A 16,262-nucleotide genomic window follows, 5' to 3' on the forward strand; every position below is an offset into this window, starting at 1 on the left:
ATTCTTAGCCGTTTTTTTATTTAAAAAATAATATCTTCGCAACTGCGTTATACTTTGCAATACCACGCCGTAATCACAATGTTTAAAAACCGATATCTATACATTTTTCTCTTCGTTTGCACGGCATCTTTCGTCCAGATTGGAGGTAAGTATACCTATCAGTTTCTTAATCTGATTACATCGCCAAGGCAGGCGGCACTGGGTGGAAAAATTGTAACCTTGTACGATTACGATGTTAACCAGGGTACGTTTAACCCTGCTACCATTAACCCGGAGATGGACAACCATCTTTCCGTAAACTATGGCAACTATTACGGTGATATTACATACGGTACCGCTGCGTATGCCTATACGTACGATCGCCATGTGCAAACCTTCCACGTAGGGGTAAACTATGTAAATTATGGCAGTTTTGCCGGCTATGATGACACCGGTAACAGTACCGGGTCGTTTACCGGAAGCGAGGTAGCACTTTCCTTCGGTTATTCTTATAATATTCCTTATACTGACATTCATATTGGGGCTAACGCCAAATTAATTTCCTCTGCGCTTGACACCTATAATTCGTGGGGTGGCGCAGTAGATATTGGCGGTATTTACATAGATGAAGATAACGATATAAACATAGGCCTAGCCGTAAGGAATATCGGTACACAGTTTACCACCTATGCAGGGTTGTATGAGCCGTTACCGTTAGAGGTTATAGCCGGGATAAGCCAAGAGGTAGAAAATGTGCCGGTACGCTGGCATTTAACCCTTGAAAATCTCCAGCAATGGAACATCGCCTTCAGTAACCCTAACCGTGCAACGGAAGACCTTGACGGTACGGTTACAAAAGAAAAGGTTTCGTTTTTTAACAATGCCATGCGCCACGTAATTGTAGGTGCCGAGTTATTTCCGGGTAAGAGTTTTAATATACGCGGTGGGTACAACTTTAGGCGTGCCCAGGAACTGGGACTGGCTGATAAGCGCACCTTTGCAGGGATTTCTGCCGGATTCTCTGTGCGCTTTAATACACTTCGTTTTGATTATTCTTATTCCCGTTACACCATTGCGGCTGCTACCAGTTTATTTGGTTTAACAATAAATCTTCAATAATATTCCGCTTTCTACTCTAACGTTATAAATTTAACGGCGCGGTTGTTTTGTAGAACAAAAAATATTGATAGTTTTACCGTCCGTTAATAAAACGTTAAGACACAAAATATATTTATGAGCATAAAATTCCGCCTGATACTTATGAGCTTCCTGCAATTTTTTGTTTGGGGGGCATGGCTTATAACAATTGCTAATTATTGGTTTGGAACAAAACATTGGGAGGGAACACAGTTCGGTCTTGTTTTTGGTACTATGGGTATCGCATCTATTGTAATGCCTACACTTACCGGAATCATAGCGGATAAGTGGGTTAATGCCGAAAAGTTATACGGCGTACTTCATATTTTGTATGCCGCGGTATTGTTTTACATACCCCAGGTATCGTCACCGTCTGTATTTGTAGGCGTTATGTTAGTAGCTATGTGCTTTTATATGCCTACTATTGCTTTAAGTAATTCCATATCTTACACACTGCTTAAAAATAATGGGGGTGATGTTGTAAAAGATTTCCCACCTATACGTGTTTGGGGTACCATCGGCTTTATTGCTGCCATGTGGACCACTAACCTTACAGGAAGTAAAGCTTCTGAATTTCAATTCTATATTGCCGGTATTTCGGCTGTGATACTTGGCGTTTACGCGCTTACATTACCGGCATGTAAACCGCAGAATACAAAAAGCAATGCTAACTTAATGGAAACGCTGGGCTTAGATGCCTTTGGTCTTTTTTCGCAGTACAAAATGGCATTGTTTTTCATTTTTGCAATGTTTTTAGGAGGCGCGCTACAACTTACTAATGCGTATGGCGATTTGTTTTTAAGCGAGTTTGAAAACTATCCTAAATATGCCGATTCGTTTGTTGTAAAATACTCAACCATTATAATGTCTATATCTCAGATATCAGAAACATTATTTATCCTGGCTATTCCATTCTTTCTTAAGCGTTTTGGTATTAAACAGGTTATGCTTATAAGCATGCTTGCCTGGGTACTGCGCTTTGGTTTGTTTGGCTTTGGCGATCCTGTTAACGGGCTGTGGATGATTATATTGTCTTGTATCGTTTACGGTATGGCGTTTGACTTTTTTAATATTTCCGGTTCTTTATTTATTGAAACTACAACCAGTGCTAAAATACGTTCGTCTGCACAAGGAATATTTATGATGATGACTAACGGTTTTGGCGCGGTAATAGGTAGCTTTACTGCTGGCTGGTTAATAGATAAATACTTTACCTTGTCTTATAACAACGCTTCAGGGCTGGCGTCGTTTTTAGGTACCACCCCTGATAACGCCAAAATGCTTGAAGTAGTAAAAAACAGCGGTGTACAGGTTACTGCCGATGGTGCCTTTAGTGCACCGGTAATGATGAAGGACTGGCATAACATTTGGCTGGCGTTTGCAGCCTATGCCTTAGTAATTGCCATTGCCTTTGCTATAATGTTTAAGCACAAGCATGATCCTAAAGCCGTAGAAAATATAAGCCACTAATTAGTGGCATTTTTTATAAAGATATGAAGAGATTAAGGTCTAAATAAGGATGTCGCTTTCCAGGTCTGATTTTTCTATGGGGAAATCAAATCCCAGCTGATTCATAAGTTCTATTACCAGGCGTTTGTACCAGTTTTCTGACTTAGGGTGAATATATATACGTTCTATAAGCTGATTGATGTCTACATTGATTTTAAGCCCTTCGTGTACGTTTATATCGTATTTGCTGGTATTGGTAACTATGCGCACCTCACGCTCGTACTGAAAGCTCTTACGCTTAAATAAAAACGGGAAAAATTCGTTGTCAAATGGGATCAGTTCCTTTTTGTAGTCAATGTATTTTACATCGCCTATATGTTGCTCGTAGTCCAGTTCAGGGCGCAGGGCTTCTTTAAGCCTTCCTACCGTACTTTGTATAGCAAGCCCCTCACTGTTTTTGGTAAAAATTTGCCACATGGCGTAGCTCTCGTATTCGTTAATGTGCCAACTGCTGACCACTATATTTTTACGCAGATTTTTGTATCGGTCTAAAAATTCTGGATCATTTTCAGAAAGCCGTTTCATCTCCTCAAATGTAGGTTCGCTAAACGTGCCTTCGTACTGGTCTTCAAACTTGTCTGACCGAGCCATAAAGAGCTGCCTGCACATTAGTAAATCAAGGAATTTAGAAAGATCCAGATACTTCCATACTATAGTGTCATGATCGGGCAGGGTAATGTTAGGGCTCTCTACGTACATTTTTATAACTAGAAGATAGGTTTATTTAAAGATACGGCAAAAAACCTAAATGCAGCGCCTGCGTAAATTATAATTATATTAAATTAGAAATTATATCAGCTAAAGCGGAGTAGTGTTTTATCTTAAAATCTGCTGCATCAGCAGGAAATAAATCCGAAGGGTCGTATATAACAGTAGGTATTTGCAGTGCCTTCGCGGCTGCGATTTCGCTTTCAGGGTCATCACCTACAACAAGTACTTCATTTGGCTGGTAGCCATAGCGTTTTAGAATATCGTTAAATACATCTTTCTTTGTGGTTATAACCGGGTTTACCACATGCACCTCCTTAAAATCTTTACGTATACCCAGGCAGTCTATTTTGCTGTTTTGCATTTTGTCGAATCCTGTAGTGACAAGAAAACGTTCTCCGGGCAGGGAGCGGGTTAGGGGATAATCTTCAAACGTAGCTATAGGCTCATCATAAAAAAGCGTTTCCTGAAGCGCAATGCCAGCCTGGGTAAGCGAATGGCTAAAGTTATTTCGCTGCGCTACAATCCTAAACGGGGTACGCATAATTGCGTAGCGTATCGCGTCCATATTTTCGGTGTGTTTGCCTGTGCTTTCAATCAGGTTAAACAGAGGTCCGAATAATTTATCTCCTATGGCAGGTACAGGGAATATGGTGTTATCTAAATCGTATATTATGGCTTTTATCATTCTTTAATGATTATGATTTGTAATTTTTTAGTTCAAAAAATATAGCCGCATTATTGCGGCTATATATTATTTTAAGGGTTTTTCGAATAACTGAATAATCGCATACACTGATGATTTTATTCAAAAGACTGAAGCATTACCAACTTTTTATAGGTGCCATCGAGGGCCAAAAGTTGGTCGTGAGTACCTTGTTCCACAATTTTACCGTGCTTCATAACTACAATAACATCAGCTTTTTGTATGGTGCTCAGCCTGTGCGCTATAACAACAGAGGTACGGTTTTGCATCATATTGTCCAGTGCTACCTGTACCAGCCTTTCGCTCTCGGTATCCAGTGCAGATGTGGCTTCATCCAGAATCATGATAGGAGGGTTTTTAAGCACGGCACGCGCTATGCTAAGGCGTTGTCGTTGCCCCCCTGATAATTTGCTGCCAGAATCGCCTATGTTTGTTTCTATACCTTCCGGAAGGCGTTCTACAAACTCAAGTGCATTGGCTATTTTAAGCGCGGTATAAATTTCTTCTTCAGTGGCGTTGTGTTTACCTATGCGTAGGTTATCGGCTATACTGCCGTTAAACATTATGCTGTCTTGGGTAACAAGGCCAAATTGTTCGCGTAGCGATTGTAAGGTTACATCTTTTATTTCGTGGCCGTCTATGCTTATACTTCCTTCTTCAATATCGTAAAAGCGTAACAGCAGGTTTGCTATGGTGCTCTTGCCTGATCCTGACTGCCCTACAAGTGCCACGGTTTTGCCTTTAGGTATTTCCAGTGAAAAATTAGTCAACACAGGGTGCTCATTGTAGGCAAACGTTACGTTTTTAACCGAAATGCCTTTTTCAAACGTATTGATGTCTTCGGCACCCTTACGGTCTGCGATTACGTTAGGGGTTTCTAAAACTTCAAAAACGCGTTCTGCAGCAGCAATACCGTTCTTTACCTGATACATGGCCTTAGAAATGGCTTTGGCGGGTGTAAGTATGTTGTACGCAAGGCCTATATAGGCTATAAACAACGATCCTTTAAGTGAGTGGTCTACCAACACAAGGTTACCACCATAAAATAAGAGTACAGATATTACTACTATCCCCATAAACTCGGAAAGGGGAGAGGCAAGGTTGTTTTTCTTTCCAATTTTGTTGGTAAGAATATACAGCCTGTCTGTAGAACCGGTAAATATATTTTTAAAATACCCCTCAGAATTAAAAGCTTTTACCACTTTAAGTCCGCTTAGGGTTTCTTCCACTATAGAAATAAGGAAACCGTTTTCCTGCTGTGCACGAATAGACTGGCCCTTCAACGATTTTCCTATTTTAGAAATCAATAATCCCGAAATGGGAATGAAGATAAATACAAACAACGTAAGCTTCCAGCTTATGCTAAACATGGCTACCAATGAAAATACAATGGTAAGCGGTTCTTTTACAATAAGTTCCAGTATGGCAAAAAATGAATTTTGTACCTCGTTTACGTCACCCAGCATACGGGCCATTACATCGCCTTTACGCTTTTCGGAGTAGTAGGATACAGGCAGCTCCACAATTTTACTATACATTTTGTCGCGCAGGTCGCGCAGTACGCCTGTTTTTAACTTCATAAGGTTTTGCAGCCCCAGAAAGTTAAAAAGGTTTTTTAGTAAAAAGGTTATAATTACTAACGATATTGTAAGCAGTAGCGCATCTGAAGGATCTAGCTGGGTTACGTAATAAAACAGTGTTTTTTTAGCGTAGTCTGTAATTTCCAGCAGACCTGTATATTTAGGTAACTGGGTTACCTTTTCCCCATTACCAAAAAGTACGTCTAAAACAGGGAAAACCAACACCATCCCTAAGGTTCCGAATAACGCGTATAATACGTTAAACGTAACATTTAAAACAATGTTGGTTTTGTACTTTTTAGTATATGGAATTAATTTCTTAAAATTATCATCCATTAGTTAAGTGCCATACCGGCTATAATATTCTGTATTTTTTGGTCAAGAGAAGCCTCAACCGCTTTAAAGTTCTTCACGTCGTCAAGCTTTTCGTTAACGCTGAAGTAAAACTTAATTTTTGGCTCGGTACCGCTAGGGCGTGCGCAGATTTTACTACCGTCTTCAAGGTAATAAATAAGTACATCGCTCTTAGGTAACGTAAGTTCTTCTTTAGTGCCGTCAAGCAGGTTAAGTGCAGTAGATGCCTGATAGTCTTCTACCATAATAACGCGTTGCCCGTTGATTTCTTTCAGCGGGTTTTCGCGCAGGTCTATCATCATTTGTTTTATTTCAGCAGCCCCTTCTTTGCCTTTTTTGGTAATAGAAATCAGGTGCTCTTTGTAGTATCCGTATTTAACCGAAAGTTTTAGGAGCTCCTGGTACAGTGAGCTGGCATTAGCTTTTGCCTGTGCGGCAATTTCGCAAAGCAGTAGGGTAGAGGTTACAGCATCTTTATCGCGCACCTTATCGCCTACCATATAACCAAAGCTTTCTTCGCCACCGCCTATAAACTCCTGTTCAGGGAAGTCTACAATCATTTTGGCAATCCATTTAAAGCCCGTAAGGCCTACTTTACACTCTACATTGTATGCCGAAGCCAGGTCGTGCATCATAGGTGTAGATACAATGGTAGATGCTATAAACTGCTTGCCGTTTAGCTTGTCTTTTTTCTTCCATTCGCTAAGCAAAAACTCGGTCATTAGTACCATAGTCTGGTTACCGTTCAGCAGGGTCATTATACCATTACCGTTACGTACGGCTACGCCAAGCCTGTCGCTATCAGGGTCAGTACCTATAACCACGTCTGCATCCAACTGATCTGCAAGTGCTACTGCCATGCTTAGCGCTTCCGGCTCTTCAGGGTTTGGTGATTTTACCGTAGGGAAGTTGCCGTTTGGTACTGCCTGCTCTGCAACTATGTGTACATTGCTGTAACCGGCCTGCTCTAACAGTTCCGGTATAAGTTTTACCGATGTTCCGTGTAGCGGGGTGTATACTATTTTAAGGTTTTTTCTTGCTTCAGCAGCGGTATTAAACGATGCCGCAACCAATGCCATTTTTACAAATTCCTTGTCTATTTCATCTCCTATAAGTTCTATCAGGTCTTCTTTAGCATCCCAGTTAATAGCGCTGTACTCTAAAGCCTCTATAACCTGTATAAGCTCTTTATCTTGTGGTGGTACTAGCTGTCCGCCGTCTGCCCAGTATACTTTATAACCGTTATATTCCGGTGGGTTGTGCGATGCTGTAAGTACTATACCTGCCTGGCACCCCAGGTGGCGTACAGCAAAAGAAAGCTCAGGAGTAGGACGCAACTCAGAGAAAAGGAATACTTTAATTCCGTTTGCCGAAAATACATCGGCTACCACTTTAGCTAGGGTGTCGCTATTATTACGGCAGTCGTATGCTATAGCTACTTTTAATTCCTGACCAGGAAAAGAAGTTTTAAGGTAGTTAGAAAGTCCCTGGGTGGCTTTTCCAAGCGTATATTTATTTATACGGTTAGTACCCACGCCCATAACACCTCTCATACCACCGGTTCCGAACTCCAGGTTACGGTAAAATGCATCTTCAAGTTCCTTAGGCGATGTTTCCATTAAACCCTTAATGGCCGCCTGCGTTTCGCTGTCAAAGGCAGGTGTTAGCCACACATTTACCTTATCCAGTAAAGCTTTTTCGATTTCCATAATTCTTTAGTTTTTTTATAACGCGTTGATCAAGTCTTAAAATTATAAAGTTTCGCTGATTTTATAACGCTCTTCGTTGTTTTTTGTGCGAAGAATTATTTCGCCAAGGAAACCAGCCAGAAAAAGTTGGGTACCTATAACCATTGTAGTAAGGGCTATATAAAACCAAGGGTTATCGGTTACAAGTATGGTTTTTTCATGGTGGTACAGCTTGTACAGTTTCAGGAAACCTATATAGGCTGCCGAAAACATGCCTATTAAAAACATAACTACGCCCATAGCCCCAAAAAGGTGCATAGGCCTTTTCCCAAATTTAGACAGGAACCAAATGGTAATTAAATCGAGGAAGCCGTTTACAAAGCGGTTCATGCCAAATTTAGACGTACCATATTTACGTGCCTGGTGTATTACCACTTTTTCGCCAATTTTAGCAAACCCTGCATTTTTAGCGAGTACAGGTATATAACGGTGCATTTCGCCGGATACCTCTACGTTCTTTACTACGGCATTTTTGTAGGCTTTTAGCCCACAGTTAAAATCATGCAGGTGTACGCCAGAGGTGCGCCTTGCGGCCCAGTTAAAAAGCTTGCTGGGCAGATTTTTTGCAACTACAGAGTCGTAGCGCTTTTTCTTCCAGCCACTTACAAGGTCATAACCGCCTGAGGTAACCATGTTATATAGTTCCGGTATTTCGTCGGGGCTGTCTTGCAGGTCAGCGTCCATGGTAATAATAACATCGCCCTGTGCACGTGCAAAGCCTGCATGCAGCGCCTGGCTTTTGCCGTAATTGCGTAAAAAGCGCATACCCTTAACGTTAGGGTCTTTAGTAGACAGGTTTTTAACCACATCCCAAGACGAGTCGGTACTGCCGTCGTCTATAAAAAGTATCTCATAGCTGTAATTTTGTTCTTGCATAACACGCACAATCCAGCTGTGAAGTTCAGTAAGCGATTCGTCTTCGTTTAGAAGGGGAATTATTATAGATATGTTCATTTACAGTTATTCTGCCCCAATGTTGTTTACGTCTTGGGGGGTTACATCGCCAAAAGGATTTTCCTTTTTAACGATAGCGCCTATTATTAGTGAATAAATTAATCCTAAGAATGCGAAAAATAAAATGGTGAATGGAAAAGCTATGTAAGGCTTCATAAAGGTTTCTGCCATGCTCATAGCCATTTTTAATTGTGCGGACGTCATTTGTGGGTTAGCCTTGATTTGAGCCGCTTTCATTTTTTCAATCATTTCGGCCTGTGCCTCTGGTACAGCAAGATTAAAGCCTATGTTAAACAAGGCAAAGATTGCTGCAGCTATAACAGCCACGGTAACACCGGTTTTAATTACTTCGCCAAATTTTATATAACCGCCGTGTGCCTTTTTATAGTAATTAGCAGCAAGTGATATAAATACTACGGGCAATATAAGGTTGTTTAGTAGTCCGTTAACAATACCTACCCACGCATTTTCGGTGGCGTCTATGTCTGCTACGTAAGCGATTACAAATTCTGCAATCATTATAATTGCGAAAATTACTCCGTAGCTTGAAGCCGCTTTTGTAGTAGTAACAGGTGTTTTGGTTGTAAATTCACTCATGGCTAAGTTGTTTTTGATTTTTGAACTGACAAATATACTAATTCTCGTTATATAGGTAGCAAGTTGCGGCGTTATGTTACATTTAATAAAAAATATATTGCAGGGTTTGATATTAAAAAAATAAGTGTAATTTTGCTGCCTGAATTTAATGTAAAATAACAACAAAAGCTGTGTTTGTGGTTTACACCTTCCGGAAGTAACAAATTGGAAGCCGCGAAACAGGATGCAGCATTAATAAAATCGAAAAGAAATGAAAAAAGGTATCCACCCGGAATCTTACAGGCTTGTAGCTTTTAAAGACATGTCTAACGACGAAGTTTTCATCACTAAGTCTACTGCTGACACTAAAGAAACAATTATCCACGAAGGTGTTGAATACCCTGTAGTGAAAATGGAGATCTCTCGTGCTTCACACCCTTTCTACACTGGTAAATCTAAACTTATTGACACTGCCGGTCGTATCGATAAATTCAAAAACAAATACGCTAAATTCCAAAAGTAATTTTAGCTTATCAATACAAAAGCCTTCCGTTTTCGGGAGGCTTTTTTGTTTTTGGACATCTGGTGTGATGGCTTTATCAGGTTAGTAATGTTTTTAGTTAAGTAAATAAACAAGCTAAAAAACTCAGTGGCTTTTTTTCCTACCTTTGAAATCTAAACCTGCAATTTTCTTATTCAGATGAACTATATATTGTTTGACGGCCCGGTAAGGAATGCTTTACTGCCGTTTACCTTTACCCGCCCGGTTGCCGATATTCGCATTGGTATTCTTACCATACGCGAAAAATGGGAGCGCTACCTGGGTTACACTACTACTACAGTAACCGAAGAATATTTGGGAGAAAAATATCCCATGGTAGAAATGGAGCAAAACGTGCTTATTAACAGTGCTTATTTGCCAAATGCCATACTTGCGGAGATGGTGCGCGAGCTACAACCTAACCAGGCTATATTTTCTGAAGACGAAGTTGTGGCCTTCTATACAAACGATACGCAGGAAGATGTTGATTTTGATGAGTATGAAGTTTTAGAGCTCGATGGCGAGGTTATAAAGATAGAGCACGTTTGGGATATTTTTAAAAAGAACGATGCAGCACTCCGTGAGGATTTTGAACTACTTACTGCCGACAGGGAGTCACAGGATATCCCTGCAAGTGTAAACACCATTGCGCCACACAATATATTTATTGAAGAAGGCGCAAAACTTGAATACGTAACGCTTAATGCTTCCACAGGGCCTATTTATATAGGTAAGAATACCGAAATTATGGAAGGCTCTATAATCCGCGGGCCTTTTGCGCTTTGTGAAGGCGCTGTGGTAAAGATGGGAGCCAAGATATACGGGGCAACTACCGTGGGCCCAGAGTGCAGGATAGGAGGCGAAGTAAGTAATTCCGTACTGTTTGGTTACAGCAATAAGGGCCACGACGGATTTTTAGGCAATTCAGTTCTTGGTGAATGGTGTAACCTTGGCGCTGATACTAATAATTCTAACCTTAAAAACAATTATGATATTGTAAAGCTGTGGAGTTACGAAAAAAATAGTTTTATAAAAACCGGACTTCAGTTTTGTGGTCTTTTTATGGGCGATCATAGTAAGAGTGGTATAAACACCATGTTTAATACAGGTACTGTAGTGGGGGTGTGCGCCAATATTTTTGGAGGTGGCTATCCTCGTAACTTTATACCGAGTTATTCGTGGGGCGGCCCTCAGGGAATGACTACCTATGAGCCCGAAAAAGCATTTGAAACAGCACGTGAAGTAATGGCAAGGCGCAATGTTACTTTTACAGAGCAAGACGAAGCCATACTGCGTGAGGTGTATGCCCAAACTGATATGCTACGTAAACTATAACGTATGGCAAGGCAGAACAAAAAGGGCGGTATTGCTTTAGTTACCATTGGTTTGGCTATTGTTTTGCTGGTGTTTAACCTGGGCAGGCTAACCCAGCGAAATGAAGAACGCCGTACAAACCCTGCGCCTGTTGAGGCTCCGGAACAGCATAAAAGCCATAGCACTAAGAAGCCTAAGGTACTGCGTGAGCTTGATACATTTACAGGTAAAGTTATCGGTATAAAGGATGGCGATACGTTTGAGGTGTTGTACGATAGCGTGCCGGAGCGTGTACGCCTTGCTGAAATAGACTGCCCGGAGAAGAAGCAGGCTTTTGGTATGAAGGCAAAGCAGTACGCTTCTGACCTTTGTTTTGGTAAAACTGTTACTGTGATAAATACAGGTAGAGATCGATATGGGCGTATAGTAGGGAAAATTACTACCCAGGAAGGTACTAATGTAAACGAACAAATGATAAAGGCCGGGTTTGCGTGGCACTACAAGCAATATAGTGATAACGCAAAGCTGGATGATTATGAAGCCCAGGCACGGGAAAAACATCTTGGCCTTTGGGCAGATAACAACCCTACACCACCATGGGATTATCGTAAGGAAAGACGTAGAAAGTAGAAATAAAACAGCCTGGGCTACCTATGTAACCCGGGCTGTTTTATTGTAAGGGAAACTGTCTTATTTGATTTCTATGTCAGCAAGTACTGCAAGGTGGTCGCTAAAATACCTTAAGTTTTTATTATCGCTTAACGTGGCATATTTTTTTACCGATACGTTTTTGTCTTTTGGTATAAAAATATAATCAATCCTTTCAGTAACAGGTTTTGAGAAGTCAAAAGCGTTCCATGTACCTTCGGGGCCGTGATTAAGTTTGGCTACCTTTTTTGCATCATACAGCGTTTCGGTAATTTTTTTTATACTTTCATTATCTTCCTTAAGGTTAAAGTCGCCGGTAAGTACAAACGGATAATTAGCATTGTTTAGCTCTTTTATCTTAGCCAAAATTAGTTTTGCGCTTTCCATACGTGCTACGGTGCCTATATGGTCAAAATGTGTATTAAAAATCCAGAATTTCTTCTTTGTTTTCAGGTTCTCAAACAGTCCGTACGTACATACACGGTTACAGGCGGCATCCCACCCAAGCCCTGGTTTATCAGGATGCTGAGACAGCCAAAAAGTGCTTTGCTGCAGTACTTTAAATTTACTTTTGTTGTAAAAAATTGCCGAAAACTCGCCTTTTTCCTTGCCATCGTCCCTGCCTACGCCTATAAAATCATAGGCGGTCATGGTGCTGTCCAGATAGTGCATTTGTTGTGGTAATGCTTCCTGAACCCCTAAAAAGTCGGGTTCGTAAAACTCTATTTGTTTTGCCAGAAGGTTTTTGCGGTTGTCCCACTTGTTTTCGCCGTCGCTGCTTACGTCCAGCCGAAGGTTGTAGGTCATGGCCCTTACAACAGTTTGTGCGGACACTGTATGTGCCGCGATAAGACCCAGTGCAATAAATAATTGTTTCATTTATCTTGTTGTTTTTGAAAGGTATCTGTTTTTTACGCTACTTTTATTTTGGACTAAGGGATGTTAATAATTGTACGCGTATTTCGTTATAAGTAGATATGGTTTACTCAACAAAAAATGCAGCACAGGGCTGCATTTAATTCCTTTCAGACGCCAAAAGGCCAATAAACTTAAACTTACCGTTTATTTTTACAAAGCGGAACGAGTGCCCTGTGCCTTTGTGCCCTTTGGCTAACTGGTTTGGCAGATAGGTATCTACCCAAACGTCGTACACCTTGGTGTCTTTAGCTATATTGCCTGTAGCAGGCGCTTTATATTTTTTAATTGTTGCAGATGTAAACGTATACCCGCGTGTGCTCAGTGCTTTGTAAATAGGTGATTTAGTAAAAAACTCCGATGTTATGAAAAAGAATACATCGGCAGGCAGGTATGCACCGTCTTTCGTAAAACCATCTACTTCCGGGCAGTCCGGGCAGTCTACGCTATTTAGGGAAAGCTGTAAAAATGCCTGCTTGTCTTCTTTTATTAGTGACTGAATAACTTTTAAAAAAGTTTGGTCCAGCGTGTCCCATTCAGTAGATTTTTTCTGCGGCGTTTGCGCAACAGCAACTAATGATGTGAATAATAAAAACAGGTATGTTATTTTTTTCATTTCAGGTGATATGTTTCCACGGCAAATTTACACATATAAACAGAAAAGCGTTGGTTTTAGTACCAACGCTTTTTATTTTTTTTAGACCCTTCAGATTTTCTTGAACTGCTGTTGCCTGGTTTAGGTTTACTGCCTTTTGCACCGGCGTTTTTGTTCTTGTTTCTTAAATCAGGTTTTGGCGGGTTCGCTTTACTTTCAGGTGTTTCCTCTTTGTGCGGGAAGGGGTGCCCTTCAATCACCTTTAGTTTTAAGCGAATCAGTTTTTCAATATCTTTAAGGTAAGGTATTTCGTCTTTACCACAAAACGAAATAGCCAGCCCGCTGTTACCCGCTCTTCCGGTACGGCCTATACGGTGAACGTAGGTTTCGGGTATATTTGGGAGGTCAAAGTTTATTACATAAGGCAGGCTCTCTATATCTATGCCACGTGCGGCAATGTCTGTAGCTACCAGTACAGGGATTTCTTTGTTTTTAAAAGCGTCAAGTACCCTTTGGCGTGCACTTTGCGATTTATCTCCATGTATGGCACCGCCTTCTACACCGTGTTTTTTAAGTGATTTTACCACATTATCGGCACCGTGTTTTGTTCGGGTAAATACCAGCACATTACTCAGGTTTTCGTTACGGATAAGATGGTACAGTAGCCTGTGCTTGTCTGACTTTTCTACATAATACAGTTGCTGCTTTACCTTTTCGGCAGTTGAAGATATAGGCGCTACCGAAACATATTCCGGTTTGGTAAGAAACGTATCGGCAAGTTCCCTGATGGGTAATGGCATAGTAGCCGAAAAAAGTAGGGTTTGCCTGTTGTCAGGGGTAAGTTTTATAATCTTTTTTACATCATTTATAAAACCCATGTCCAGCATTTGGTCGGCTTCGTCCAGTACAAGGGTGTGCAGGTGATCCAGGTTAATAAAACCTTGTTTGTATAAATCCAGTAGTCGGCCGGGAGTTGCCACCAGTACATCTACACCTTTCTTTAACTGCTCTACCTGTGGGTTTTGGTTTACCCCGCCAAAAATGGTAATGGTTCTTATGTTAGTGTACCTGCCGTAGGCGTTAAAACTTTCTGCAATTTGTAGTGCCAGTTCGCGCGTAGGGGTAACCACAAGGGCGCGAATGTACTTCACTTTCTTGGCAGAACCCACAATGCGATGGATGTTGTTAATTATAGGAATAGCAAAAGCTGCTGTTTTACCGGTACCGGTCTGTGCGCAGCCTACAAGGTCTGTGCCCTCTATAATATGTGGTATAGCCTGCTGCTGTATGGGTGTAGGCGCTTCATAGCCTTCATCGGCTAGCGCTTGTTGCAGTTGGCTTATAAGGTTAAGATCTTCAAATTTCATTCAGTAAAATGCCGCATTTCGCAGCTTTAAATTAGCCTGTAAAGTTAGGCTTTTTATTTAAAATCTGTTAGCAGAGTTTATGTTTTGTAAATCAGGGGTTTATTGTGGTTTGCTAAAGCGTGCTGTCAGCTCATTAACTACTTCCTCCGTACGCCTGTTCTGTGCTTTTTTTTGCAGTCGGGTAGGGGCAGCGGCCCTAACGCTGCAGTCTTCTATGGCGCATCCCTCGCAGGTTACCCCAACCAGCATACGGGTAATAGGGTCTTTCTTAAGAAAAGGAACCTTGTTAACCAAATCCTTATTATGCAGTATGCCCAAGGCTATGCTACGGTATTTTCCTGCCCTAAACGGGTCTTCCATAGAAGATGAAAGCACAAGGTATTCATTATCGGTATTTACGTACTGCGAAATCTGTGCCCCAAAAGCCGCCTTGGTTTTAGAGGCTGCTATTTGCTTTAGCGTGCGTAAGCCAACCCAACGCCTGCAATAGTGTTCGTTATTTTCGTTGGCATGAGGTTCCTGCAGGTTAGTAAGATGCAGTTCTTTTTCTAAACGGAAATCATCCGTTGCCGGGTTATGTGAAAACCTTAGGAAAAAGATGTTCCGCATATTAAAATCCTTCGGTAATATATTGGTAAGGCGCTGGTAAAACGTTTCGGGAGATCCGGTAAATGACGCCATCATTTCCTGTAACAGTTCGGGTTGCCAGTCCTCCTGAGATAAAAATGTTTTAAGCTGAGCCACCAGTCTTTTCCTCGGTATAATAAGTGCCCCGGCAAAATAAGAGGCAAAGAAATTGTTCAGCACCTGGTCGAAGCTGTCAAATTTTATCCATGAAAACGTATAAAGCCTGTCTTGTATGCCCAGGTAGTTGTAGGCTATCTCTTTGGCATAAATAAAAGTTTTCTGCGATTCATCTACGCTTTGGCTAAGTAGTAGGGTTTTGGTTTCAGGCACAAAAACAGAGCGAAGGTTGGTAAGTTCTGTGTACTGGCTAAGGGCATCGTTATTAAAGCTGTAGCCATATTCTTCGCGCAGTATGTCTTCCAGTTCTTTTGGGTTTATTTTTTCATCGAGGTTTATATTATAGGCTTTCGCAAAAAGCTCTACTTTCTTTTCCAGATCGTCAAAATAGTTGTTTTGTGCTTCTTGGTAGGAGCGCAGCGCCGCCAGGAAAAAACTCTCCCTGCTAAGATTGTAGTGCTTGGCTATTTCTATAAGTGTACTTATAAAGGCATTAACCTTTACAGGGGCTTCGGCTATAATGTCTATAAGGTCGCTTTCGCGGATTCCAAAAAGATCCAGGGGTATTTCTTTTAATAAGCGCGATTGCAGTATTTCGCCTATCGGAGCCAGGTTTTTATCCAGCTTTAACGATACCAGGTGGTCATAACTTGTTTCAAGTGCATCGGCAATTTGTAAAATTTTATCTCGTTTGGGGTACTTTTTACCCTTCTCAATTTCATTAAGATACGATTTAGACAACCCTGTCTTTTTAGACAAGCCAAAAAGCGACAAGTCTTTCTCTGTGCGTATCTGTTTCATTTTTAGCCCAAAAATCAGGCGTATGTATTCTTCTTCAACCATAAATGCAAAGATTACATTTTTTAGCGGAAATACAAGTAATAATT

15 protein-coding genes are annotated in these 16,262 nt (G+C 41.1%); 5 read left to right on the forward strand and 10 right to left on the reverse strand.

Features of this window, described 5'->3' with window-relative positions; all coding sequences use genetic code 11:
• Nucleotides 1-78: 78 nt before the first annotated feature.
• Complete coding sequence (gene porQ, locus ACLI08_RS12960) at nucleotides 79-1,098, forward strand: type IX secretion system protein PorQ (protein ID WP_411428920.1); 1,020 nt, start codon at nucleotides 79-81, stop codon at nucleotides 1,096-1,098.
• 114 nt (nucleotides 1,099-1,212) lie between these two features.
• Nucleotides 1,213-2,586, forward strand: coding sequence for a nucleoside permease (locus tag ACLI08_RS12965; protein ID WP_411428921.1), 1,374 nt, complete (start codon nucleotides 1,213-1,215; stop codon nucleotides 2,584-2,586).
• A 39-nt stretch (nucleotides 2,587-2,625) separates the two neighbouring features.
• Here ACLI08_RS12965 and ACLI08_RS12970 read toward each other — a convergent pair whose 3' ends face one another.
• The 6 genes from ACLI08_RS12970 to ACLI08_RS12995 all read right to left on the reverse strand — a co-directional run bounded on the left by ACLI08_RS12970 (nucleotide 2,626) and on the right by ACLI08_RS12995 (nucleotide 9,272).
• Nucleotides 2,626-3,324, reverse strand: coding sequence for a DUF2971 domain-containing protein (locus tag ACLI08_RS12970; protein ID WP_411428922.1), 699 nt, complete (start codon nucleotides 3,322-3,324; stop codon nucleotides 2,626-2,628).
• A 73-nt stretch (nucleotides 3,325-3,397) separates the two neighbouring features.
• On the reverse strand, nucleotides 3,398-4,021 hold the full coding sequence (locus tag ACLI08_RS12975) for an HAD family hydrolase (RefSeq protein ID WP_411428923.1): 624 nt from the start codon (nucleotides 4,019-4,021) through the stop codon (nucleotides 3,398-3,400).
• A gap of 116 nt (nucleotides 4,022-4,137) precedes the next feature.
• Nucleotides 4,138-5,955: an ABC transporter ATP-binding protein gene (locus ACLI08_RS12980; RefSeq protein WP_411428924.1), complete on the reverse strand. Its 1,818-nt coding sequence runs from the start codon at nucleotides 5,953-5,955 to the stop codon at nucleotides 4,138-4,140.
• Nucleotides 5,955-7,682 (reverse strand): phospho-sugar mutase, encoded by a 1,728-nt coding sequence (locus ACLI08_RS12985; protein ID WP_411428925.1) that lies wholly within the window; start codon nucleotides 7,680-7,682, stop codon nucleotides 5,955-5,957. Before ACLI08_RS12985 ends, ACLI08_RS12980 begins: the two co-directional genes overlap by 1 nt.
• 42 nt (nucleotides 7,683-7,724) lie before the next feature.
• Complete coding sequence (locus ACLI08_RS12990; RefSeq protein ID WP_411428926.1) at nucleotides 7,725-8,675, reverse strand: glycosyltransferase family 2 protein; 951 nt, start codon at nucleotides 8,673-8,675, stop codon at nucleotides 7,725-7,727.
• Between the two features lie 6 nt (nucleotides 8,676-8,681).
• A complete protein-coding gene (locus ACLI08_RS12995; protein ID WP_411428927.1) occupies nucleotides 8,682-9,272 on the reverse strand; it encodes a DUF4199 domain-containing protein in 591 nt (196 codons plus the stop codon).
• A 250-nt stretch (nucleotides 9,273-9,522) separates the two neighbouring features.
• On the opposite strand from ACLI08_RS12995, the gene ACLI08_RS13000 reads away from it, so the two are divergent.
• The 3 genes from ACLI08_RS13000 (at nucleotide 9,523) to ACLI08_RS13010 (ending at nucleotide 11,736) form a co-directional block, all read left to right on the forward strand.
• Nucleotides 9,523-9,774: a type B 50S ribosomal protein L31 gene (locus ACLI08_RS13000; protein WP_411428928.1), complete on the forward strand. Its 252-nt coding sequence runs from the start codon at nucleotides 9,523-9,525 to the stop codon at nucleotides 9,772-9,774.
• Between the two features lie 177 nt (nucleotides 9,775-9,951).
• Nucleotides 9,952-11,127: a GlmU family protein gene (locus ACLI08_RS13005; RefSeq protein WP_411428929.1), complete on the forward strand. Its 1,176-nt coding sequence runs from the start codon at nucleotides 9,952-9,954 to the stop codon at nucleotides 11,125-11,127.
• Between the two features lie 3 nt (nucleotides 11,128-11,130).
• Nucleotides 11,131-11,736 carry a thermonuclease family protein gene (locus ACLI08_RS13010; protein ID WP_411428930.1) on the forward strand — a complete coding sequence of 202 codons (606 nt, stop codon included), beginning with the start codon at nucleotides 11,131-11,133 and terminating at the stop codon, nucleotides 11,734-11,736.
• A gap of 60 nt (nucleotides 11,737-11,796) precedes the next feature.
• On the opposite strand, the gene ACLI08_RS13015 is transcribed toward ACLI08_RS13010, so the two are convergent.
• The 4 genes from ACLI08_RS13015 to ACLI08_RS13030 all read right to left on the reverse strand — a co-directional run bounded on the left by ACLI08_RS13015 (nucleotide 11,797) and on the right by ACLI08_RS13030 (nucleotide 16,218).
• The gene (locus tag ACLI08_RS13015; RefSeq protein ID WP_411428931.1) at nucleotides 11,797-12,633 is read right to left on the reverse strand and encodes an endonuclease/exonuclease/phosphatase family protein; all 837 of its coding nucleotides are present in this window, start codon (nucleotides 12,631-12,633) and stop codon (nucleotides 11,797-11,799) included.
• A gap of 136 nt (nucleotides 12,634-12,769) precedes the next feature.
• Nucleotides 12,770-13,285 carry a hypothetical protein gene (locus ACLI08_RS13020; RefSeq protein WP_411428932.1) on the reverse strand — a complete coding sequence of 172 codons (516 nt, stop codon included), beginning with the start codon at nucleotides 13,283-13,285 and terminating at the stop codon, nucleotides 12,770-12,772.
• A gap of 56 nt (nucleotides 13,286-13,341) precedes the next feature.
• Nucleotides 13,342-14,631 (reverse strand): DEAD/DEAH box helicase, encoded by a 1,290-nt coding sequence (locus ACLI08_RS13025; protein WP_411428933.1) that lies wholly within the window; start codon nucleotides 14,629-14,631, stop codon nucleotides 13,342-13,344.
• Nucleotides 14,632-14,730: 99 nt separating this feature from the next.
• The gene (locus ACLI08_RS13030) at nucleotides 14,731-16,218 is read right to left on the reverse strand and encodes a helix-turn-helix domain-containing protein (RefSeq protein ID WP_411428934.1); all 1,488 of its coding nucleotides are present in this window, start codon (nucleotides 16,216-16,218) and stop codon (nucleotides 14,731-14,733) included.
• Between the last annotated feature and the right edge of the window lie 44 nt (nucleotides 16,219-16,262).

Origin of the sequence: Flavobacterium sp. RNTU_13, assembly GCF_046614455.1 — a bacterium.
GTDB lineage: Bacteria > Bacteroidota > Bacteroidia > Flavobacteriales > Flavobacteriaceae > Flavobacterium.